The organism is Nonlabens sp. (assembly GCF_965660805.1).
Taxonomy (GTDB): Bacteria; Bacteroidota; Bacteroidia; order Flavobacteriales; family Flavobacteriaceae; genus Nonlabens.
In genome coordinates this window covers 60,480-83,333 of the sequence record NZ_CBFIBE010000006.1, presented here as the reverse complement: position 1 = coordinate 83,333, position 22,854 = coordinate 60,480, and the positions used below count along the sequence as shown (strand labels likewise).

At 36.1% G+C, this 22,854-nt stretch carries 24 protein-coding genes; 10 read left to right on the top strand and 14 right to left on the bottom strand.

Annotated features, from left to right (window positions below; genetic code table 11):
- Positions 1-65: 65 nt before the first annotated feature.
- Entirely contained in the window at positions 66-1,256 is a 1,191-nt protein-coding gene (locus tag ACTF48_RS03150) for a pyridoxal phosphate-dependent aminotransferase (protein WP_438961683.1), read from the bottom strand.
- A 348-nt stretch (positions 1,257-1,604) separates the two neighbouring features.
- Between ACTF48_RS03150 and ACTF48_RS03145 the strand changes: the two genes are divergently transcribed.
- Positions 1,605-4,238 carry a valine--tRNA ligase gene (locus tag ACTF48_RS03145; protein ID WP_438961682.1) on the top strand — a complete coding sequence of 878 codons (2,634 nt, stop codon included), beginning with the start codon at positions 1,605-1,607 and terminating at the stop codon, positions 4,236-4,238.
- A gap of 120 nt (positions 4,239-4,358) precedes the next feature.
- Here the strand turns inward: ACTF48_RS03145 and ACTF48_RS03140 are convergent, their stop codons facing one another.
- The 6 genes from ACTF48_RS03140 to rsfS all read right to left on the bottom strand — a co-directional run bounded on the left by ACTF48_RS03140 (position 4,359) and on the right by rsfS (position 9,194).
- Positions 4,359-4,637 carry an acyl-CoA-binding protein gene (locus ACTF48_RS03140; protein WP_438961681.1) on the bottom strand — a complete coding sequence of 93 codons (279 nt, stop codon included), beginning with the start codon at positions 4,635-4,637 and terminating at the stop codon, positions 4,359-4,361.
- Complete coding sequence (locus tag ACTF48_RS03135) at positions 4,637-5,287, bottom strand: phosphatidylserine decarboxylase family protein (protein ID WP_438961680.1); 651 nt, start codon at positions 5,285-5,287, stop codon at positions 4,637-4,639. Before ACTF48_RS03135 ends, ACTF48_RS03140 begins: the two co-directional genes overlap by 1 nt.
- Entirely contained in the window at positions 5,277-6,101 is an 825-nt protein-coding gene (locus ACTF48_RS03130; protein WP_438961679.1) for a phosphatidate cytidylyltransferase, read from the bottom strand. The genes ACTF48_RS03135 and ACTF48_RS03130 overlap by 11 nt, the downstream gene beginning before the upstream one ends.
- A 1-nt stretch (position 6,102) precedes the next feature.
- Positions 6,103-6,720 (bottom strand): LUD domain-containing protein, encoded by a 618-nt coding sequence (locus ACTF48_RS03125; protein ID WP_438961678.1) that lies wholly within the window; start codon positions 6,718-6,720, stop codon positions 6,103-6,105.
- A gap of 63 nt (positions 6,721-6,783) precedes the next feature.
- Positions 6,784-8,802 carry an ATP-dependent zinc metalloprotease FtsH gene (gene ftsH, locus ACTF48_RS03120; RefSeq protein WP_438961677.1) on the bottom strand — a complete coding sequence of 673 codons (2,019 nt, stop codon included), beginning with the start codon at positions 8,800-8,802 and terminating at the stop codon, positions 6,784-6,786.
- A 20-nt stretch (positions 8,803-8,822) separates the two neighbouring features.
- Positions 8,823-9,194 (bottom strand): ribosome silencing factor, encoded by a 372-nt coding sequence (rsfS, locus tag ACTF48_RS03115; RefSeq protein WP_438961676.1) that lies wholly within the window; start codon positions 9,192-9,194, stop codon positions 8,823-8,825.
- A gap of 84 nt (positions 9,195-9,278) precedes the next feature.
- Between rsfS and ACTF48_RS03110 the strand changes: the two genes are divergently transcribed.
- Entirely contained in the window at positions 9,279-9,986 is a 708-nt protein-coding gene (locus tag ACTF48_RS03110; RefSeq protein ID WP_438961675.1) for a biotin--[acetyl-CoA-carboxylase] ligase, read from the top strand.
- On the opposite strand, the gene ACTF48_RS03105 is transcribed toward ACTF48_RS03110, so the two are convergent.
- Positions 9,983-10,369 carry an SRPBCC family protein gene (locus ACTF48_RS03105; protein WP_438961674.1) on the bottom strand — a complete coding sequence of 129 codons (387 nt, stop codon included), beginning with the start codon at positions 10,367-10,369 and terminating at the stop codon, positions 9,983-9,985. The genes ACTF48_RS03110 and ACTF48_RS03105 overlap by 4 nt on opposite strands.
- A 6-nt stretch (positions 10,370-10,375) precedes the next feature.
- A complete protein-coding gene (gene pyrE, locus ACTF48_RS03100; protein WP_438961673.1) occupies positions 10,376-11,020 on the bottom strand; it encodes an orotate phosphoribosyltransferase in 645 nt (214 codons plus the stop codon).
- 7 nt (positions 11,021-11,027) lie between these two features.
- Between pyrE and ACTF48_RS03095 the strand changes: the two genes are divergently transcribed.
- Entirely contained in the window at positions 11,028-11,645 is a 618-nt protein-coding gene (locus ACTF48_RS03095) for an NUDIX hydrolase (protein WP_438961672.1), read from the top strand.
- Here the strand turns inward: ACTF48_RS03095 and ACTF48_RS03090 are convergent.
- Genes ACTF48_RS03090 through ACTF48_RS03075 form a run of 4 tightly spaced genes read right to left on the bottom strand, consistent with a single transcriptional unit; the run spans position 11,619 to position 15,595 of the window.
- Positions 11,619-12,419: a hypothetical protein gene (locus ACTF48_RS03090; RefSeq protein ID WP_438961671.1), complete on the bottom strand. Its 801-nt coding sequence runs from the start codon at positions 12,417-12,419 to the stop codon at positions 11,619-11,621. The genes ACTF48_RS03095 and ACTF48_RS03090 overlap by 27 nt on opposite strands.
- A complete protein-coding gene (locus ACTF48_RS03085) occupies positions 12,412-14,166 on the bottom strand; it encodes a M14 family metallopeptidase (protein WP_438961670.1) in 1,755 nt (584 codons plus the stop codon). Before ACTF48_RS03085 ends, ACTF48_RS03090 begins: the two co-directional genes overlap by 8 nt.
- On the bottom strand, positions 14,163-14,615 hold the full coding sequence (gene coaD / locus ACTF48_RS03080) for a pantetheine-phosphate adenylyltransferase (RefSeq protein WP_438961669.1): 453 nt from the start codon (positions 14,613-14,615) through the stop codon (positions 14,163-14,165). Before coaD ends, ACTF48_RS03085 begins: the two co-directional genes overlap by 4 nt.
- Before the next feature lie 2 nt (positions 14,616-14,617).
- Positions 14,618-15,595 (bottom strand): D-alanine--D-alanine ligase, encoded by a 978-nt coding sequence (locus ACTF48_RS03075; protein WP_438961668.1) that lies wholly within the window; start codon positions 15,593-15,595, stop codon positions 14,618-14,620.
- A gap of 93 nt (positions 15,596-15,688) precedes the next feature.
- On the opposite strand from ACTF48_RS03075, the gene ACTF48_RS03070 reads away from it, so the two are divergent.
- The 7 genes from ACTF48_RS03070 to ACTF48_RS03040 all read left to right on the top strand — a co-directional run bounded on the left by ACTF48_RS03070 (position 15,689) and on the right by ACTF48_RS03040 (position 21,557).
- Positions 15,689-16,291 carry an N-acetylmuramoyl-L-alanine amidase gene (locus ACTF48_RS03070; RefSeq protein ID WP_438961667.1) on the top strand — a complete coding sequence of 201 codons (603 nt, stop codon included), beginning with the start codon at positions 15,689-15,691 and terminating at the stop codon, positions 16,289-16,291.
- A 4-nt stretch (positions 16,292-16,295) separates the two neighbouring features.
- Positions 16,296-16,901 (top strand): PASTA domain-containing protein, encoded by a 606-nt coding sequence (locus ACTF48_RS03065; protein ID WP_438961666.1) that lies wholly within the window; start codon positions 16,296-16,298, stop codon positions 16,899-16,901.
- On the top strand, positions 16,882-17,934 hold the full coding sequence (locus ACTF48_RS03060; RefSeq protein WP_438961665.1) for an RluA family pseudouridine synthase: 1,053 nt from the start codon (positions 16,882-16,884) through the stop codon (positions 17,932-17,934). The genes ACTF48_RS03065 and ACTF48_RS03060 overlap by 20 nt, the downstream gene beginning before the upstream one ends.
- Positions 17,935-18,082: 148 nt before the next feature.
- On the top strand, positions 18,083-18,844 hold the full coding sequence (yaaA, locus tag ACTF48_RS03055) for a peroxide stress protein YaaA (RefSeq protein ID WP_438961664.1): 762 nt from the start codon (positions 18,083-18,085) through the stop codon (positions 18,842-18,844).
- Positions 18,845-18,860: 16 nt separating this feature from the next.
- Complete coding sequence (radC, locus tag ACTF48_RS03050) at positions 18,861-19,559, top strand: RadC family protein (RefSeq protein WP_438961663.1); 699 nt, start codon at positions 18,861-18,863, stop codon at positions 19,557-19,559.
- Positions 19,559-20,872 carry a DUF7033 domain-containing protein gene (locus ACTF48_RS03045; RefSeq protein ID WP_438961662.1) on the top strand — a complete coding sequence of 438 codons (1,314 nt, stop codon included), beginning with the start codon at positions 19,559-19,561 and terminating at the stop codon, positions 20,870-20,872. Before radC ends, ACTF48_RS03045 begins: the two co-directional genes overlap by 1 nt.
- The gene (locus tag ACTF48_RS03040; RefSeq protein WP_438961661.1) at positions 20,865-21,557 is read left to right on the top strand and encodes a YjjG family noncanonical pyrimidine nucleotidase; all 693 of its coding nucleotides are present in this window, start codon (positions 20,865-20,867) and stop codon (positions 21,555-21,557) included. The genes ACTF48_RS03045 and ACTF48_RS03040 overlap by 8 nt, the downstream gene beginning before the upstream one ends.
- Here ACTF48_RS03040 and ACTF48_RS03035 read toward each other — a convergent pair.
- The gene (locus tag ACTF48_RS03035; protein ID WP_438961660.1) at positions 21,536-22,831 is read right to left on the bottom strand and encodes a replication-associated recombination protein A; all 1,296 of its coding nucleotides are present in this window, start codon (positions 22,829-22,831) and stop codon (positions 21,536-21,538) included. The two genes, ACTF48_RS03040 and ACTF48_RS03035, sit on opposite strands and share 22 nt — an antisense overlap.
- Between the last annotated feature and the right edge of the window lie 23 nt (positions 22,832-22,854).

Here is a 22,854-nt window from a genome sequence, read left to right as displayed (position 1 = left end):
TTTCGCGAAAGCGTTTATACCAAAAGTGTTGAACTCTTTAAGAGCAAAATGCGATTTAATTTCTATCACGCGTTATAGGCTTTAAGAGCTTCTTCTAAAATCTGAACTGCTTTAATCAGTGATTCTTTTTCAAGAACATAAGCGATTCTGATTTGATTTTTACCTACTTCAGGAGTGCTATAAAAACCAGCTGCTGGAGCTACCATAATCGTTTCATTATTTAAGTGAAAAGACTCGAGGATCCATTGTGCAAAAGCATCTGTATCATCTACGGGTAATTGAGCAACACAATAAAAAGCACCGCCTGGATTTGCAACCTCTACTCCTGGAATGTTTTTAAGTCCGTTTATTAAAATATTTCTACGTTCGATATACTCACTGATAACCTCGTCAAAATATGCTTGTGAAGTATCAAGAGCAGCCTCTGCAGCGATTTGTGCAAAGGTAGGCGGACTTAATCGGGCTTGTGCAAATTTCATAGCGGTAGCCATGACCTCTTTGTTTTTAGAAACCATGCAGCCTATACGTGCGCCGCACATACTGTATCTCTTAGAAACTGAGTCAATCATGATCGCATGTTCTTCAAGTCCAGGCATATTCATAACTGAAAGATGCGAGCGACCATCATAAGCAAACTCTCTATAAACCTCATCTGCTACAAGGAATAAATCGTGCTTTTTTACTAAAGCAGCTAGTTGATTCATTTCTTCTTGTGTATAAAGGTAACCTGTGGGATTTCCAGGATTACAAATAAGAATGGCTTTGGTCTTATCAGTGATTAATTTCTCAAAATCGCTTATGGATGGTAAGGCAAAGTTATTTTCTATAGTTGTAGAAATGGGTTTTACGGTAACACCGCTGGCTGTTGCAAAGCCGTTATAGTTAGCATAAAAAGGTTCTGGAATGATAACCTCATCTCCATAATCACAAATACTTCCCATAGCAAAAAGCAATGCTTCACTACCGCCAGTAGAGACTATGATATCATCTATAGATAATCCCATGTCTATCTTATTGTAGTGAGCTGCGAGTTTCTTGCGGTAAGACTCATTTCCTGCACTATGGCTGTAAGATAGAATCTCCATATCAGTATTCTTAACGGCTTGAATAGCTTGGCTAGGAGTTTTGATATCAGGTTGACCTATGTTTAATGGGTAAATATGAATACCGCGTTTTTTTGCAGCCTCTGCAAATGGAACGAGTTTTCTAACAGGAGAAGAAGGCATGATGGAGCCTTTTTGAGAAATTGCTGGCATTTAAATTATTTTGTTTTGCAAAGGTAATACGACTACTTAAATATATTAAAGAGTTTAAGATTTCCTTTCTGTTTATAATTGATTATAAGAACCTGTGCTTTGGTATTACATTTCCTATTTTTTCTCTTAGTAGGTTAAAGGCTTGTGTCATACTTCACTTTAACTTGATCTTTTCTCCTGTATCCATAGAAACCTCAGCTTGCTTGACCATGTCACTATAAACTACCCGATGGTTATTTCCTCTGTGTGAATAAAAGGGAATAATACAAGTTTAAGCAGGTGATAATGCTGTGTATAATTCAAGTAAATAGTATTTTTGTCTATGAAATTTCAAAAACTAAGCCTAAAATGCCTTTAGCTCAAAAATACGATGCAAAATCTACCGAAGATAAGTGGTATAACTACTGGATGGAGCATGATTTTTTTACCTCAGTACCTGATGATAGAGAAAGTTATACGATTGTAATTCCACCACCTAATGTTACTGGTGTATTGCATATGGGGCACATGTTAAATAATACCATTCAGGATGTGTTGATCAGAAGAGCGCGTTTAAAAGGGTATAACGCTTGTTGGGTTCCGGGAACAGATCACGCTTCTATTGCTACAGAGGCAAAAGTGGTGAAGAAATTAAAAGAGCAAGGAATAGATAAAAATGATCTTTCTAGAGAAGAGTTTTTAAAACATGCCTGGGACTGGACAGATGAGTATGGCGGTATTATTTTAGAACAGCTTAAAAAGTTAGGAGCTAGTTGCGACTGGTCTAGAACTAAATTTACGCTGGATGCTGACATGTCAGCATCAGTTATACAAGTATTTGTAGACTTATTTAATAAAGGAATGATTTACCGTGGTTACCGCATGGTAAACTGGGATCCTGAGGCAAAAACGACTCTTAGTGATGAAGAGGTTGTTTATGAAGAACGTAATGGTCATTTATACCATTTAAAATATCAGATTAAAGGAAGTGAAGACTTCGTTTCTATAGCGACTACACGTCCAGAAACTATATTAGGTGATACGGCGATATGTGTGCATCCAGATGATGAACGTTATACAAACCTAGTAGGTAAAACGGTAATTGTTCCTATAGTAAATCGTGAAATCCCTGTAATTGCAGATGAGTATGTGGATATGGAATTCGGTACTGGAGCGCTTAAGATTACGCCGGCTCATGATGAGAATGACAAGAAGATAGGAGAGACACACGATCTAGAAGTGATTGATATCTTTCATGAAGATGGAAGTTTGAACAGCTTTGGTTTGCACTATGAAGGTAAAGACCGTTTTCAGGTTCGTAAAGAGATATCTCAAGAACTAGAAGATAAAGGACTTTTGATAAAAAAGGAAGATCACGTCCATAAAGTAGGAACTAGTGAGCGCACTGGAGCCGTTATTGAGCCGCGATTAAGTGATCAGTGGTTCTTAAAAATGGAAGAACTGGCGCAACCTGCTATAAAAGCTGTGAGAGAAGATATTGTAGAGCTGTTACCGGCTAAGTTTAAAAGCACTTATTTCCACTGGATGGAAAATGTACGTGACTGGAATATTTCACGTCAGCTCATGTGGGGACAGCGCATTCCTGCTTACTTCTATGGTGATGGTAAAGAAGATTTTGTAGTAGCGAGTACTATAGAAGATGCTGTTACGCTTTCGCGAAAGCGAACTGGGAGCAATAGTTTACAAGCAACAGACCTGCGTCAAGAAAACGACGTTTTAGACACATGGTTTTCTAGCTGGTTATGGCCTATAAGTGTGTTTAATGGGGTTCTTGAGCCTGAAAATGAGGAGATTAATTATTATTATCCTACTCGTGACTTAGTTACTGGTCCAGATATTTTATTCTTCTGGGTAGCACGTATGATTGTTGCAGGTTATGAATTACGAGATGAAAAACCCTTTGATAAAGTTTATTTAACTGGTTTAGTACGTGATAAACAACGTCGCAAGATGTCTAAGTCTCTAGGGAATTCTCCAGATGCTTTAAAGCTTATAGAAGAATATGGAGCTGATGGTGTGCGTGTAGGCTTGCTTTTAAGTGCTGCGGCAGGAAACGACATCATGTTTGATGTAGATCTATGTCAGCAAGGGAAAGGATTTGTGAATAAATTATGGAACGCTTATAGACTCATAGAAGGTTGGGAAGTAAACGAGTCCTTATCACAACCGGAATATGCTGCTCAAGGTTTAAAATGGTATAAATCTAAATTTGCTCAAGTTCTTAATGAAGTAGAGGATCACTATTCTAAATACAGGATTAGTGATGTGTTAATGACCAGTTATAAGTTAATATATGATGATTTCTGTGGCTGGTTACTAGAGATCATAAAGCCAGAATATCAACAACCTATAGATCCTAAAACACTCGCTGAGGTTAAAAGTATTTTTGAAGATAACCTGAGATTAATGCATCCGTTTACACCATTTATCACTGAGGAGTTATGGCAGGCTATTGAAAAGCGTGACGTAAAAGATGCTTTATGTATAAACACATGGCCCATTGCTGGATCTATAAATACTGATATTTTAAATGATTTTGAACTGGTTCAAGATGTGATATCTGGTATAAGAACAGTGCGTAAGGATAAACAGATCAGTTTTAAAAATGAGATCAGTTTAAGTGCTATTAATAATGAAAATTTAGCTAGTGATTATAATCCTTTAATTATGAAAATGGGTAATGTTTCTAGCATTGAAATAGTTAGTGAGCCATTAAGTGGTGCTGCTAGTTACAGAGTAAAGTCTAATGAGTATTTTATACCGTTAGAAGGAAACATAGATGTTGCTGCTGAGCTTGAAAAACTGGCTGGAGAGCTTAAACGTGCTCAAGGATTTCTTACAGGTGTTCAAAAGAAATTAGGTAATGAGCGTTTTGTTTCTAACGCTGCTCCTGCAATAGTAGATAAAGAAAAACAAAAAGAGGCTGATGCACTTGCTAAGATCGATACGATTCAGGCGAGTATAAAAGCTTTAAAAGGATAAACTTTTAGTGAGATTTTCTTAAAAACGGCCTCTTTTGAGGTCGTTTTTGGTGAAATATAATTTTATGCCTCTTGAAGATTCATAGTGTAGATAACAAAACTCTGCACGTTGTAATTGAGTTTACCAAGGTTTAGGGTAGAGTTTTTCAATAATCTCAATATACTTTTGCTTTGCTTCGTTTTTAGAAATGGATTGTACCTGAATAAGTGCGTTCATTTTAAAGGCACTTCTTAAATCATTAGATTCAAAACTCCTATTACTTACATAAGGCTCATCAATGGCTCTTTTGTAATACGCATAAAGGTGTAGTTGCAAGTCAGGTGGAACTAAAGATTGCTCTTCAGAGTTTGCTTTTGCAAAAGCTTCATTAAATGCTATGTCTAGATCCTTATCGGTCATTAAAACTGTGCTAATACGGTGACACCACCTTTTACTTTTTGGTTTAATGCAACACTTACCGGAGTGTCCACTGGAAGGTAAATGTCTACACGAGATCCAAATTTAATAAATCCGCTTTCACTTCCTTGTATAATGCTTTCATTTTCTACAGCATAATTTACAATACGTTTAGCAAGAGCTCCAGCTATTTGACGATGCATGACTTGTTTACCGTTCTTGTGATCTACTACAACGGTAGTGCGCTCGTTCTCTTCACTTGCCTTAGGATGCCATGCAACGAGATATTTTCCAGGATGGTATTTACTATAACTTACTTTACCACCTACTGGATATCTAGTGACATGCACATTAATGGGAGACATGAAAACAGAAATCATTAATCGTTCTCCTTTAAAATACTCGTTTTCTTGTACTTTTTCTATAACTACTACCTTACCATCTACGGGAGAGACTATAGTGGAGTCATCTAGTATGGTGCGCCTTTTAGGGTTTCTAAAGAACTGTAAAATGATGATTAGAAATATAACACCTATGGCTATTATTAGGTAAGATAGCCATGAAGGCATTGTTATTTGGGTTGCTAGTCCTGTAAGCAAGCCAGCAACTATGAAGCCTATTACTATGGAAACGGTACCTTCTTTATGAAACATAATTTATAATTGTAAAAAATAAGTAAGCAAATGGTGCAGCAAAAATAATACTATCCATCCTATCAAAAATTCCTCCATGACCAGGCATGATACTGCCACTATCTTTTACCGCAGCTTGTCGCTTGATTTTAGATTGAATTAAATCACCTATTGTTCCAAAAAAAGCAACTATGAATGCTAGTAAAATCCATTGCCATAAGCTATAAACTTCTACATAGTAGTGTAGTGCTGCTCCAGCTAATAGTGCCATAATTAATCCTCCTAAAAAGCCTTCGATTGTTTTTTTAGGAGATATACGCTCCAGTAATTTGTGTTTTCCAAAGTTTTTTCCTGTAATGTAAGCAAAGCTATCGTTTACCCATATGATACTAAAAATACCTATAAGTAACTCTGGTTTGTACTCTTCAACAACATCTGGTATTAAGGCTAGAAAAAGGCTGCTACCTATCAGGTAAAGCAAGGCAATAATGTGTTTCTTAGTATTAAATAAAGGTATTCTATTGCGCAGGATAAGATCTCTTATAAGGTAAACGTTAACCAATATAGTGGCTGATAATAGACCGTAAATTATAAGATCATGATAAGGTTCAATATGTGAAGGCCACTCATACCAGACCAGGAGGAAATAGCTTATAGGTAGCATAGGATAAATGAGCCATTGCTTTAACCGTATCATGGGCATTAATTCAATCAAGCATATAAAAGCAAACACACAGAATAAAATAATAAAAACATCTCTAGAATATAGAGCGCTTAATACTACTAAGGAGACGTACATGATCCCTGAAACAGACCTTACTAATAATTCTCTCATTTTATAAATCTTCTAGTAAAATAAGATACGCCCTTTTATTAGGGACGCCATAATTCATGAGATCCTTTTTTTCTTGAAGACTAGGTTCTTGAAAGTTCTTTAGGGTTGTTATATTAGTAGGTATAGTGGATCCGCTTCTGTGTTTAATTCCTCGCAGTCCTTCTCCTATGGATTCTACTATTTGACTCGCAGTTGCAAGTATGACCATAGTCTCAGGGAAGTCAGCTGGTTTTTTTTCTTTTAATTGATTAGATGAAAATAAAATGGCACCATTATCTGCGATAACATACTCGCAGGTGGTTAAGAAGAACGAGCAATCATTATTAACTTCTGAAAACTCCAAGTTAAAACCATTGAAACGGCTTCTTAAATTCATATCATTACATAATACCTTAGTTTCATAGAAATCATGTTCAACGAGCACATCTTCAAAGTTTGCCTGAACTTCATCTTCATTTAATGAATATAGAAAACGTCCTCCTTGAGAGATGAAATTATGAATTAATCGTTCATCTAAAGGAAGCTTTTCCTCTGGCATATATTTAGAGCGTGCAGCATCACTATGCTTAGAGGTTTCTGTGTCAGTGGATTTTTTGAAGAGTTTTTTAAAAATACTCATCTATGAGGACTCAATTACGTTAGGGATTAGGTAAATATAGTTACTTATTATAGTAGTAACAAACTATTCTTCCTCGTCCTTTGAATTAATAGTAGGCGCTTCGGTTCTTGTGTAAGATTTAAGAGCTACTGCTTCCTCTTTTATAAAGGGACGTTTCCCAAAAATATTTTCTAGATCATCTTTAAAAATCACTTCTTTTTCCAGTAGAACTTCGGCGAGTTCAGTGAGTTTGTCTTTGTTTTCTTCAAGTATTTTAATAGCACGTTGATATTGAGCTTCTATAATTTTAGAAATCTCTTGGTCTATGGTTACAGCTGTTTCCTCACTGTAAGGTTTAGACATGCTATATTCTTGCTGTCCACTGGAGTCATAATAAGTAATGTTTCCTACCTTTTCATTTAGTCCATAAATAGTAACCATGGCTCTAGCTTGTTTAGTTACTTTTTCTAAATCACTTAAAGCACCAGTAGATATTTTATCAAAGATGACTTTCTCAGCAGCACGACCACCCATAGTGGCGCACATTTCATCTAGCATTTGTTCTGGACGTACGATCTGCCTTTCTTCTGGTAAATACCATGCTGCTCCTAAGGACTGTCCACGTGGTACAATCGTTACTTTAACTAATGGTGCTGCATGTTCAGTCATCCAGCTTACCGTAGCGTGTCCAGCTTCATGATAAGCTATAGTTTTCTTTTCAGAAGGTGTAATAAGTTTGTTTTTCTTTTCCAGACCACCTACTATACGATCTACAGCATCTAGAAAATCTTGTTTATTGACTGCTTTTTTTCCTTTACGGGCAGCAATTAAGGCTGCCTCATTACACACATTAGCGATGTCTGCTCCAGAGAATCCTGGAGTCTGCTTAGCAAGGAATGAAGTGTCTAATTCATTATCTACTTTTTTAAGTGGTCTTAAATGAACTTCAAAAATTTCTTCACGCTCCTTTACATCTGGTAAATCTACATAGATCTGACGGTCAAAACGACCAGCACGCATAAGCGCTTTATCTAATATATCTGCTCTGTTAGTCGCTGCTAGAACGATTACATTAGTGTTTGTACCAAAGCCATCCATCTCAGTAAGAAGCTGGTTTAAGGTGTTTTCTCGCTCGTCATTAGATCCTGAGAAGTTTGACTTTCCTCTGGCGCGACCTATTGCGTCTATCTCATCTATAAAAATGATAGAAGGAGATTTTTCTTTGGCTTGTTTAAATAAATCTCTAACTCGACTAGCTCCTACACCTACAAACATTTCAACAAAGTCAGAACCACTTAAGGAGAAGAAAGGAACCTTTGCCTCACCAGCAACAGCCTTAGCAAGTAAGGTTTTTCCAGTTCCTGGTGATCCTATTAAAAGAGCTCCTTTAGGTATTTTACCACCTAAAGAAGTGTATTTTTCTGGGTTTTTTAAGAAATCTACAATTTCTTGAATCTCTTCTTTTGCACCTTCTAATCCTGCAACGTCTTTAAATGTAGTTTTAATATCTGTCTTCTGATCAAATAGTTTTGCCTTTGATTTACCTATATTAAAAATCTGGCCACCGCCGCCGCCAGCACCACCGCCGCTCATGCGTCTCATTATAAAAATCCAAATCCCTATGATAATGATAAAAGGTAACAAGGACACGATGGTATTCATAAATGTGGTGTCCTGTGTTTTATAAAGAACTTTAGTTGAAAGATTATTAGTCTCAACAGTTTCTTCTAGTTGAGGTTGAAAAATCTCTAAATCACCAAATTCAAACTTGTACTGCGCAACATCATTCTGGTTTAACGTACTAGGTTTAAGGGCTTCTTTATGTTTAGTTTCTTTTATAGCTTGATCTGTAAGGAATACTTCTGCATATCTTCCATTCCATACTATTACTTCTTTAATATCGCCATCTTCGAGATATGAAAAGAATTGAGATTTACTGGTTTCTTTAGGGGAATTTACCGCGCTATTTATAAAATTAAACGCTATAAAGGCCAGCACTAAAGGTATTGCTATCCACCAAACATTAAATTTAGGTTTTCCACCACCAGGTAGGATAGGTTTATTATTTCCAGACTTTTGTTTTGATTTATTTTCTTCAGACATTCTTTGTTGTATAATCTTAATTAATAAGCACTTTCTATAACTGTGATTTTTGCATCACCCCACAAACTTTCAAGGTCATAATATTCTCTTACGTGTTTTTGGAATACATGTACCACTACATTTACATAGTCCATGAGAACCCATTCAGCTTGAGAAGAACCTTCTACATGCCATGGATTTTCTTGAAGTTCTTTGCTTACTTTTCTTTGTATGGAGTTTACGATGGCGTTAACTTGTGTATTTGAATTACCATTGCAGATAATAAAATAACTCGTTACAGTGTTTTCAATAGCTCTTAAATCCATGATAGTGATGTCGTTACCTTTAACATCTTCTATTCCTGCGATCACTTGAGCGATTAACGCATCAGTAGAAACTTTTTCTTTATTCATTAAATATTTTTTGTTGTGACAAATTTATTCTTTTTTTACCAGTGGTTTTACAAAATAAAACTTAATCTATAGATAAATAGTCCATTGCAAATAGTCAAATTACATGCCACTACATCTACTAATGATGAATTGAGAGCACGCTTTCGCGAAAGCGTGTTACCTCATCTTACAGCAATCTATAGTATTTCTCAGTCTCAAGGTCGTGGTAATCGAGGAACGACATGGCAGTCAGAAGATGGTAAAAACTTAACGTTCAGCGTTTTGGTGAGTGAAAGTGTGCAGGATTTAACTCTTTTTGAACTCAATAAGATTGTTTCGGTTGCTCTAGTGGAATGGCTTAAAAATGATTTAAAAATTCAGGCCAAAATTAAATGGCCTAACGACATCCTGTCAGTTCAAAAAAAACTTGCTGGTATTCTTATAGAAAATACTTTTCAAAACAGCACGTGGATGCATTCCATAGTAGGTATAGGTCTTAATGTGAATCAAGAATCATTCAATAATCTGCCTAATGCGGTTTCCTTAAAGAATTTAACGGGAAAAACATTCCACCTGGAAGAGCTTCTCGTTCAGTTTTTAATTTATTTAGATAAAGCTCTTAAAAATCGTGAGGAAACACTTAAAAAGTATCTCACCCATTTTTATAAACTCCATCAAGAAGTTGAGTTTGAAATAAAAGGCTCCATTATAAGAGCTACGGTACAAGGAGTTACTGAAAATGGTTTACTACTCTTAGAAAGAGAAGGTAAGTTTACAGCTTATGATTTAAAACAGGTGCGCTGGAATTACTAGAGTTTTTCCAGTCCGGCAGCAAGTTGTTCAAGGAACTTGTTAATAGGGCCCTTGATCATCATGGCCATCATGGCATTAAAATCACCGTTAAATAGTAATTGTGCTTGTGAGCCACTTGCGGCTTGTTCTATATCACAACTCAGTGTAAAGGCAAGTTTATCGCTAGTTGAGCCTAGTACTACTTGAGTAAAAGGAGTCGACTCCTGTAAGCCTAGTTTTATTTCAGGCATGCCTTTTAGTCCAAATAGAAATTTGTCCTCACCATGAGTCTCAAATTTAGTGTCTTCTGGCATTAACTGTTTATAGTTCTCTACCTGTGTTAAGAATTCATATAATTCTTGAGGAGTTTTTTGAGTCTGTACGGTACGGCTTTCTAAATTCATAAGTTGTTATTTTCCTGTCCAGGCGCTAGGGTTTTCTCTCCAGCTTTTAAGTAATTCTATGTCTTGCATCGAGAAATGACCAGTATTTTGAGCTTGTAAAATTAAATGGTCGTAATCACTTAGGGTATGCAAGTCTAGATCGTATTTATTAAAGTTTTCTTTTGAAAACTCAAAACCATAAGAAAACAGTGCCAGCATTCCTTTTACTTGTGCGCCTCCTTCTTTTAACGCATCTACAGCATTAAGACTGCTCTTCCCTGTGCTTATTAAATCTTCTATCACTACTACGGTCTGTCCTTTTTCAAGATGACCTTCTATTTGATTTTGACGTCCATGTTTTTTTGCTTCGGGTCTTACATAGATGAATGGCAGGTTTAAATAATCTGCTACTAGCATACCTATTCCTATAGCTCCTGTGGCCACGCCAGCGATAACGTCAGGCTTGCCGTATAATTCTGTAACTTGATGCGCCAGTTGTTCTCTTAAAAAGTTGCGTACACTTGGGAATGAAAGAGTTATACGATTATCACAGTAGATAGGAGATTTCCAGCCACTAGCCCATGTAAAAGGTTCTTGCGGTTGCAATTTTATTGCTTTAATTTGCAATAATAATTCAGCTGTTTTTATTGCGATATCCTTATTTATAACCATGACGCAAATGTATAAAGTTTTTGTGAAAGACGTCGCAATTATTGTGACATCAAATAGGGACGCTTTTCCCGACTATGAAGTGTTCTCTTTAAAAGATGTAGATCTTCTTAAAGTCATTAAAAAGATTGAGAAAGGGAAACTTAAAAAAGTGCTTCTGTACTCAAAAAGTGAGAAGAAAATGCTCAGCCGCTTACATAAAAAGTTGCCGCTGGTAAAAGCTGGCGGTGGACTGGCAATAAATAAAAATAATGAGTTTTTATTTATTCATCGTAATGGGAAATGGGATTTACCTAAAGGAAAGGCAAACCGTTTTGAAACCAAAAGACAAACTGCAAAACGAGAGGTAAAAGAAGAAACAGGCGTTAAGAAACTTAAAATAATAAGCAAGCTCGGTCGCACCTATCATGTCTTTAATCGCAAGTCTAGCTTAAAATTGAAACTCACACACTGGTACTTAATGGAGTCTAATTATGACGGGCCACTCCATCCTCAACTTGAAGAAGGTATAACTCAAGCGGTATGGCTTAATAAAGATGAAGCTACAGAGGCTTTAAAAACTTCTTACAGCAATATTAAAGAGTTATTCCCTGATCAAAAACTAAATTTTAAGCGGCGCAATATCTAAGTAGTAATCCATTTCTTGAGCTCTTATTGCTATTTTAACATCTTCATTTAAAAAGGAATAGGTGCTGGGAAGATTTATTTTTTTACTTACTTGAAGCATAACTGAATCTGCACTGATGATGTTAATTCCTAAAGAGGCGTTTTCAAACTCTTCTTTAGAGAATGCAAATACCTTATTTTCTACAAAATTTTTAAACCCATCATAATTTTCAGGCTTAATTTCTAAGGCTAGATTTGCAACTGACTGCTGTAAGTTAATGTCATAAATACGTCGCACATCATCTATTTTATTAGATTTAGCGAGATCTGTTATTTTTAATTCTGTAAGATCTGGTTTTATATAGGTTTTGTGAAGTCGCTGGTGAACACCGTTTCTATTATAGGTAATTTCATAACTAATAAAAGCATCATTTTGACTTAAGTGTTCTATCTGGATATGGTTTAAGCCGCTTGTGTCTCCATCGCAAATGTTGCGTTTGCGCTCAGCAATAAACAGATCCCATATTTCTTTAAGACTAGCGTCTTTATCATAGCTGGCATCGCTTAAATCTTGAGAAATTAAATTCTTAATGTCTTTATTTAAACGTTCTTGAACTTTAGGTTCACCTTTATATAGAGGAGATTGAAACAGGTATGTAGCACTGTTACAAGTAAAATCTTTTAACAAGCGTTCTGTTTTAATCGCGCCTTGAATATTTAAAGGTGTGGTGTCTTGATCTTTCTTACAAGAAATAATGGCGCAAGCGATAAATAGGATAATTACTTTTTTAATCATTTTTATATACTTTATAAATGGGGTAATTTAAATGTGTGGTTTCATAGTGAGGTGAGCGCTCATGCAACCATTTGAGTTGTGCATAACCGTTACCCGCAAATGTTAGGTTTACTTTTTTTATGGAATCAAATTGCTTTTTTAACTCTGGCTGAGAACTTAATAATTTTTGTGCTGTAGCCTCAAAAACATATGTTGAAAATCCTTCTTTTTGTTGTAGAATAGTGTCAAAAAAGTTCCACTTAAAAAAAGAATCTTGACCTTGTGGTTCTAGTGTCTCAATAATATACCTTATTCCTGGTTGAGCAGTAGGGATGAGGATATCGCTTTTGCGAAAGCGTAATTCAACATCATTCTCATGCAATATAATTTTAGAATGTGGAAAATGACCTTCATAAGCAGAGTTTGCTGTTTGATAGCTTTCAATACGGTATTGAGACACTACCATAGAGCTGTCTTGTGGTAAGGTGTCCATGTGAATATCGTTCATTTTTAAAAGTTCTAGAACTTCCCACTGACCTTGAGGAATAACATAATATTCAGGAATTTGCACACTATCTGTACCGGTATAATGATTATAATAAGGGGTCTTTTTTTCAAATGGTTGTGTGCGATCATAGGTCATGATCTCTTGATCAGTTACTGTACTAGTGCTCTTTACAGCAGTATATCCTTTAAAAAGTAATGTATCTGCGCGATGACGATTTAGATTGTGGTTTAATGGATAATAGGTAGCTTGAGAAAAGCTGTTAAAAGATGCTGCACGTGCAGCTTTTATTTCTTTCATGTTTAGAGTTCCTAGGGCAATCATTTCTTCCATAATTGCTTGAGTTCCTAGAACTCGATCTTTGTAAGGTTTTAACATGTGTGTTTCTACCATCATTCCCATGGTGTTCCACAAGCTTGTATAGCCCGTACTATAACGCGGATGGTCTAAAAACTGAGAGAAGCCGCTTTCTGGTGACCTGCCAAAAACGTTAACATAAGGTGTAATGTCGTGTCCACGGCTTTTTAATCGTTCTTCTAAAGCAGGTTGTAACTGTTCATAGAGGTAAGTTCCTGCCTCATGATTTAATTTATCGTGTTGTGTGAAAAGATGAGTGAGCGTGTACTGATAATCTGCACCATTACTTACGTGATTATCTATGAAGATATCTGGTTTTACTTGATGATATACTTTATAAAATGATTTTGCATTACGGGTATCGGCTTTGATGAAATCTCTGTTAAGGTCATAATTGCGAGCATTACCTCTAAAACCGTAAGATTCAGGACCGTTCTGATTAGTACGTGTTGTGCTATTACGGTTTAAAGCACCACCTACATTATAAACTGCGATACTAGAAAAAATGAGATGGTCTGGACTTTCAAGCTTTTCTGTTGCAAGATCACGCATTACCATCATAGTCGCATCTATACCGTCACTTTCTCCAGGATGAATCCCATTATTCACTAAAATCTTAATAAAATCTTCATTATTAGAATTCCAGTTGATATTACTTTTTGAATAACTGATAAGGTGTAAAGGTAGACCACTATCTGTTTGACCTATTTCTTGAATGGATATCGTGGAAAAAGATTCTGCTAGGTCCTTATAGAAGGAAATGACTTCTTCATAAGTCGCCGTTTGATTTCCATTTCCTTTTTCAAAAGGAGTTTGCCAGTCTTTTGTTTCAACCTTTTTTTCGTGTGTGGTTTGCTGACAGGAGCTAATCGTTAATATTAAAAAACATAGCGTTAAGAATCTCATAATCTCACGGTATCTGGAACTAAACCAGTGTAGTCTCCATTATTTCTAATAACGTCCCTCACGATAGAAGATGAGATGTAGGACTTACCAGAACTGGTAAGAAGAAACACAGTTTCTATCTCTGATAATTTACGGTTAGTATGAGCGATGGCTTTTTCAAATTCAAAGTCGGCTGGATTGCGCAGGCCTCTTAAGATAAAACCAGCATTTTGTTCTTTACAAAAGTCTATGGTAAGCCCTGAATAGGTCATGACTTTAATTTTTGATACTGCTTGAAAGGCTTCTTCAATGAACCGTTTACGTTCTTCTAAGGAAAACATGTATTTCTTATCAGCATTTACACCTATAGCGATAATGATTTCATCAAAGAGTCCTAAACCTCGTTCAATAATGTCATAATGACCTAAGGTAATCGGGTCAAAACTTCCAGGGAATACAGCTCTTTTCATGATTAGTGATGTTTTATAGTGTTATCAATAATAGCCGTAAATACTTCTTGCAAGGTTTTTCCAGCGGCTATTATTTGTTGCGGGATGATACTTTCTTTGCTCATTCCTGGATTTGTATTTATTTCTATGAAGTGTGGCGTACCATTATGGAAAATAAAATCGGCACGCGCGATTCCTTTGCAAGATAAGACTTCATATATTCTTTTAGTTTGTTCTTGAACAGCTTTAGTAAGTCGTTCAGAAATACGCGCAGGAGTTATCTCTTGAGATTTTCCTTGATATTTTGCTTCATAATCAAAGAAATCATTTTCACTAACTATTTCAGTAGGTGGAAGGGCGATAATCTCATTATCTATTTGATACACACCTACAGATACTTCTATACCGTCTAAAAAAGATTCTAAAATGATCTCGTGATCTACTTTAAAAGCAACTTCTAGAGCTTTCTCAACATCACTAACTTCATAAACTTTTGAAACACCAAAGCTGCTACCGCTGCGATTTGCTTTTACAAAGAACGGTAGGCCTAATCTTTTTGCGATATCCTTTGCTTTATATGCTGCTCCTTTATTTAAGTAGATATGTTTACCCGTGTAAATACCCCAAGGTTTTAATACTGCGATACAGTCACGCTTGTTAAAAGTTATAGCGCTTTGGTAGGAGTCACAAGAGGTTTGTGGGATGTTTAATAATTCTAAATAAGCCTGGATGATTCCATCTTCTCCTGGAGTCCCGTGAATGGTGTTATAAATACAGTCAAAGACGATGTGCTCACCATTTACTGTAATACTGAAATCATTTTTATCTATAAAATACTTATTTTCTTGATCATCCAGATAGTACCACCCATCTTTAAGAATGAATATTTCATAGACATCATATAAATGGCGGTCTAAGTTTTTAGAGATAACTGCGCCACTCTTTAAAGAGATTTGCCACTCGTGAGAGTAACCGCCCATTAATACCGCAATGTTTTTCATGATATAACTTTTCGCAAAAGCGTGAACAACAAAGTTAAAAAAGAACTGGTTCTAAGTATATTTTCAATGATTATATTTGAACAAATATTTAAGATGAAAAAATCTATCCTTTTTTTAGTGTTAAGTGTAACGGTTTTTGTAGCTCAAGCCCAGCATCTAGAGAAGAACTCATTTAAGGTGGTTATAGACCGTGGACATGATGCTGTAGATAAAGGTGTGCAAGTAGATGGTGAGACTGAATATGAAATTTTATCTTCTTTAGTGTCGCAGCTTACTGGTGAGGTTCAAAACCATGTAGAGGTGATTTATCATAACCCTGCTGGAGAGCGCTTGACTATTCTGGAACGTGCTACTCAAATTAATAGTCTTGATCCCGATCTAGTGATATCTATACACATGGGCACTTCTGAAAATGGTCCTAGACAAGCTGCCGTGCTTATGAACGAAGAAAACGAACAATTTAACAAATCTAAAGAATTTGCGAGCTTATTAATTCAACACCTGAGTACTGATCCTTATTTTTCCACTATTCTCACAGAAACAACAGGAATGAATTTACTTCATTTAGTAAAATCTCCAGCGTTTGTGCTAGAGATAGGAAACATGAATGCGCCACGGGATCGTTATTATTTAAAAACTAATGGAGCAAAGCGTGTAGCAAAGAATTTCACTGATTTTTTAAATGCATTGAATTAAAAACATGAGCTTTATAAAATTTCTCTTTACCAAAACTTTTTTAAAACACCTGCTTCTGGCTATAGGTCTTGTCGTTACGTTGTGTTTTGTGTATTTGTTTTGGTTGAGTTATTATACTAATCATGGTCAGAAAATAGAAGTCCCTGACCTGGCTAGATTATCTTTAATAGAGGTAGATCAAAGGTTAGAAGACCTAGATTTAAGGAGAAAGCTCATAGACAGCTCTAGTTATAATCCTAATTTTCCTCCACGTAGTGTGATTGAGCAAGATCCAGCAGCTGGTAAATTTGTAAAAGAAAATAGACAGATTTATATAAAATTAAATCCGTCTGGATATGGGGAAATAGTAATTCCTAATTTAATCAATAAGACTAAAAGACAAGTTGAGCCTACCTTAAAGGCGCTAGGTTTTAAAATAGGGGCTATTACTTACAGGCCACATATAGCAACAGACATGGTTTTAGAACTACGTCACAAAGGAGAAAAGATTGAGGCAGGAACTGCACTCATGAAAACATCTGTTATCGATTTAGTCTTAGGAGATAAATCTTTACTTAATACAGTAGCGCCAGACGCTCAAGACACTCTAGATGATGCCACAAGTAACTAATCCTGATGAGCTCGATGATGCTCACGATGATGATCTATATGAACACCATCAATTTACTGCTAGTGAAGGTCAAGAGCCATTAAGAGTAGATAAATACTTAATGAACTTTATAGAAAATGCAACACGCAGTAAAATACAACAAAGCATTAAAGATGGTTCTGTAAGAGTGAATGATGAGGTTGTAAAATCTAACTATAAAGTAAAAGGTGGCGATCATATTAGAGTTCTTTTTAAGCATCCACCACATGAAAATCTTCTCGTTGCAGAAGATATACCGCTGGATATTGTTTATGAAGATGAGGCGTTAGTAGTGGTTAATAAACCAGCTGGCATGGTAGTGCATCCTGGTCATGGAAATTACTCTGGAACTTTAATAAATGCTCTTATTCACCACTTTGAGAACTTACCTAATAACAGTAGCAATCGTCCTGGATTAGTACATCGCATAGATAAAGATACTAGTGGTTTGCTAGTAATAGCAAAGACTGAACATGCTATGGCTTATTTAAGTGCTCAGTTTGCGGCAAAAACAAGTGAGCGAGAATATATTGCTATAGTTTGGGGTGGATTTGATGAACCAAGTGGTACGGTAGAAGGAAATATAGGAAGACATCCTAAAAACAGATTACAAAACTATGTGTGGTCTGGTGAAGATGCTTATAAAGGCAAGCCAGCCATTACGCACTGGAGTGTTATAGAAGATTTAGGTTATGTGACAATGATTTCTTGTAAACTGGAAACAGGAAGAACACACCAGATCCGTGTGCATATGAAGCATATAGGACATACTCTATTTAACGATGAGCGCTATGGAGGTGATCGTATCTTAAAAGGAACTACGTTTACTAATTATAAGCAATTTGTAGATAATTGTAAAAAGGTCTTACCTAGACAGGCCTTACATGCTAGGACATTAGGTTTTGAACATCCAGTTACTAAAGAATGGATGAGTTTTACTAGTGATGTTCCTAAGGACATGACAGAATGTATTAAGAAATGGCGCATTTATGCGGCAAATTCTAAAGACGCATAATAATTTTATATCCTGATTTGAGCATCTTTGTTTGCTATTTGAAACGGTAGCATATCAACTTTACTAATACTGCTATTGATAACTTAACGGCACATTAAGCAGGTTTTTTTAGTTCATACTCTTATTTTTGAGATATTAAAAGAGCGTTATGAAAATTCTATTATCACCAGCTAAAACTCTAGATTACGAGACACCATTACCTACTGTAACGGCTACACAACCTTTGTTCCCACAAGAGGCTTTAAAACTGAATAATGTTCTTAAAAAAATGTCTAAGAATAAAGTAGGTGAACTCATGCATATCTCTGATGCGCTTGCAAACTTGAATTATCAGCGTTATAAGGATTTTAGTAAAGACTTTAATACCAGTAATAGTAGACCAGCGATTTATGCATTTGCAGGAGATGTTTATACAGGATTAGATGCTTATACCTTACAACCTGCACATGAAGAGTCTTTGCAGTCTAAAGTGCGTATTCTCTCAGGAATGTATGGCTATTTAAGACCACTGGATTTACTACAACCCTATCGATTAGAAATGGGAACTAAGTTGTCTGTGGGAAATCATAAGAATTTATATGAATTCTGGAAAGAGATTGTAACACCTTCATTAAACAAAGAAATAGAAACTGAGGAGCTCGTAGTGAACCTAGCAAGTAACGAGTATTTTAAAGTCATCGATAAGAAAAATTTAAAAGGAACGCTGGTTAGTCCTATTTTCAAGGATTATAAAAATGGAAAATTAAAGGTCATTTCTTTCTTTGCAAAAAAAGCCCGAGGTACTATGGCTCGATTCTTAGTAGAGCAAGATGCCACTACTCTTAAAGATATCCTTGCCTTTCAAGAAGATGATTATCGCTATTCACAAGAAGAGACTATAAATGAAAATGAGCCTGTTTTTATAAGGTAAAGAGTATCTTTAGCTCATGGCTCAAGAACACAGTAAATTTTCCATAAAAGACTGGTCAGAAAATGACAGGCCACGAGAGAAACTCTCACTTAATGGCAGCACGTCTTTATCAGACGCTGAGTTGATCGCTATTCTAATAGGTAGTGGTAATCGTGATATGAGTGCTGTAGAACTAAGTAGAGTTATTCTTAATCACGCTGGAAATTCATTAGACAAGCTGGGAAGAATGAGTATCAAAGAACTCATGAAGTTTAAAGGAATAGGAGAGGCTAAGGCTATTACCATAAATGCCGCCATGGAATTAGGAAAACGTCGTGCTAGTGAATTACCTATTACTAGGCCTGTAATAACTTGTAGTGAAGACGCGTTTAAGGTTATACAGCCCATTATAGGAGACCTGCCACATGAGGAGTTCTGGATTTTATATGTGAATAATAGTCATAAAGTACTAGCTAAACATCAAATAAGTAAAGGCGGTTTTACTGGAACCATGGTAGATACTCGCATCGTGTTTCAAAAAGCCGTGCAAGAAAGCGCTGTTGCCATGATTCTTGCTCACAATCATCCTAGTGGTAAATTATTACCTAGTATGGAAGATAAGCACCTTACTCAAAAATTAGTAGAAGCCGGTAAACTCATGGATGTGAAAGTACTGGATCACCTCATAGTTACCAGCGATAGTTTCTACAGTTTTGCAGACCATAATTTAATATAATGGTACTTATTTTTCTCCATAAAATCACTGCACGCAAAGAATACATTTTCAGACATATTTTTAAAAGATTGCTTGAGTTTCCGTTTCAGTTTACATCAGATCTGAGCGAGTTCATTGCACATGAAGGCCCTAAATTCTCTTATGGAAACAAACCATTAGGAGATGAACTTTTTATATGGTCTCAAGGATTATTAGATGAGGTAGGTATAGATGATCACGAGATTGAAATTCATAAATGGGATGATCTTCCTGTTTTTTTTAGCGCACCAGACCGCAGTGATGTTCCTTTTGATCTATTTGCAGCAAGTTTTTATTTAATTACTAGATATGAGGAGTATTTACCTCAAGTTAAAGATAGTTTAGGGCGTTTTTCTGCATCATCGAGTATTGCAGCACAGCATCATTTTCTGGAAATACCAGTCATTGATTTATGGGTGGAGCGATTTAGAGAAGAGCTAGAGAGCCGTTTTGAAATTACGCTTTCGCGAAAGCGAGAAACACAAATCTTAACTACCATAGAAACTGCCAGCGTTTATAAATACAGAAACAGAGCTCTGATTCCAGTGTTAAAAGCCTTTTACCAGAGTTTAAAAGGATTTAAATTACGTAAACTATTTACCCAAATAGGCGTACACCTGCGATTAACTAAAGATCCTTATGATGTTTATGATATCATGCTTAGAGTCTATAAAGATGCTATGGACCAGTTGCCTAAAAAATTAAAAAGATCTAGGCGTGTCTTGTATTTATTTCATTTAGGTGATTACAGCACTGTAAATAATGGCGTCTCATACCGTACGAGATCCTATCGAGAACTTATCAAGCATATAGCAGACTATCTTGAAATAGGGTTAAGATTTTCTTATGGAATAGAGGAAGATAAAATCATTAAAGAATCAGAGCGTTTTCAATCTATAACTAACAGGCCGCTGCATAAAACCATGACAGCGTTTTCAAAGATTTCTATGCCAGGACACTATAAAAAATTAGTAGATATGGATACCATAGAAGACTACAGCATGGGATATACAAACGTCCCTGGTTATAGAGCAGGTACCAGTCATTCGTTTTTCTTTTATGACCTGGATTATGAGGTTCAAACACCGTTAAGAGTCTTTCCTTATGCGCTACATTACAGGAGTATAGAGCATTTCATGTTAAACGGTCAGCAATCTATTATAGATAAATTACTCCAGCATGCAGATCGGACTTCTGGCTGTTTTATTGTTGTTTTTGATAACGCACAACTCGATTTAAATAAACGCTCACACGTTTATACCATCATTAAAAAATTACTTACTTATAATGTTTAAAAATGTAAAACACCTCTTTTTTGATTTAGACCATACCTTATGGGATTTTGATTTGAATAGTAAACTAGCCTATCAACAGATCTTTAAGGAGCATGATGTAGATCTTTCTCTAGATAAATTCATAGACGTTTATGAACCGCTTAACCTAGAGTTTTGGAGAAAATTTAGAGAAAATTTAATCACAAAAGAAGAGCTCAGGTACCAGCGATTAAAAACAGCTTTTGACGCCTGTAATTATGCAGTCACTGATCAAGAAATAAACCTCTTTGCAGATTTATATATCGAGTACCTGCCTAATAATAATCATCTTTTTCCGGGCTGTATAGAATTACTAGATTCTTTAAAAGATCATTTTGAGCTGCACTTGATTACTAATGGTTTTAACGGTGTGCAGCAACATAAAATAGAAAAATCTGGTTTACAAGATTACTTTAAAATAGTACTTACCGCAGAGGCGGCTGGCGTTAAGAAACCAGCACCGGGAATTTTTCATCAGGCTCTAGAGATGGCAGGTGCAACCATAGATAATAGTATAATGATAGGAGATAGCTATGCTGCAGACATTCTAGGAGCTCAAGCAATAGGCTTAAAGACTATATGGTTTCATACCACAGATGAAGAGATTCCTGAAGGTGAGGTAGTGGTTCATCATCTATTAGAGATTCAGTCTTTATTAGGTTTATAGTCATAATGGTCTTTCCATCTTTTTTCTAAAAAGTCTCTTTGTGCCTGTTCTCGAGGATTTTCTCCTGGTTCAAAAAATTTAGTACCGCTTATTTCTTGTGGTAGAAAATCAAATAGAGCAAAATTACCAGGATGGTCATGAGCATATTTATATTCTTCTCCATAACCTAGATCTTTCATAAGCTTAGTAGGAGCATTGCGCAGTCCTAGAGGAACTGGTAAATCACCAGTTTGCTTTACAGTTTGTTGTGCTTGCCCTATAGCTAGATAAGAAGCGTTACTCTTTATAGAGGTAGCAAGATAAATGGCGCACTGGCTTAATATGATTCTGGATTCTGGATACCCTATGGTAGACACAGCTTGAAAAGTATTATTTGCCATAATTAGTGCAGTAGGATTTGCGTTTCCTATGTCTTCACTGGCGAGTATGAGCATACGTCTTGCTATAAATTTTAAGTCCTCGCCACCTTCTATCATTCTAGCCAGCCAGTAAACAGCACCATTAGGGTCACTACCACGTATAGATTTTATAAAAGCACTGATTATATCATAATGTTGCTCACCTGTTTTATCATATCGAGCAGGATTAGACTGAACTTGATTAAATACAAGCTCATCAGTAATAATGATTACCTCTTCTTGCTGGCTATTCACGACTAGTTCAAAAATATTGAGCAATTTACGAGCGTCTCCACCGCTTATGCGCAATAAGGCATCGGTTTCTTGTAGTTCGATTTTTTTCTCACTCAGTAGGCTATCTACCGCCATGGCTCTGTGAAGAAGCTGTTCTAATTCTGCTTTCGCGAAAGCGTCCAATACATAAACCTGGCATCTTGATAAAAGTGCAGGAATAACCTCAAAGCTCGGATTCTCTGTGGTTGCCCCTATAAGCGTAACCCAACCTTTTTCTACAGCAGCAAGTAAAGAGTCCTGTTGTGATTTACTGAATCTATGGATCTCATCGATGAATAGTATCGGGTTTTTGGCAGTAAATAAGCCACCAGAGCTCTTAGCTTTATCTATGACTTCTCTTATGTCTTTTACACCACTATTAATAGCACTTAAGGTGTAAAATGGTCTTTTACTTTCTTGCGCGATGATGTTTGCAAGGGTAGTTTTACCTGTTCCTGGTGGTCCCCATAAGATTAAGGAAGGAATAGTACCGTTAAGAATATGCTGGCGCAAAGTGCCTTTTTCACCTACAAGGTGACTTTGACTCAGGTAGTCATCTAATTGTTGAGGTCTTATACGTTCTGCGAGTGGTGAATTAAGCATATTACGAAGATAGGAATAGGGAA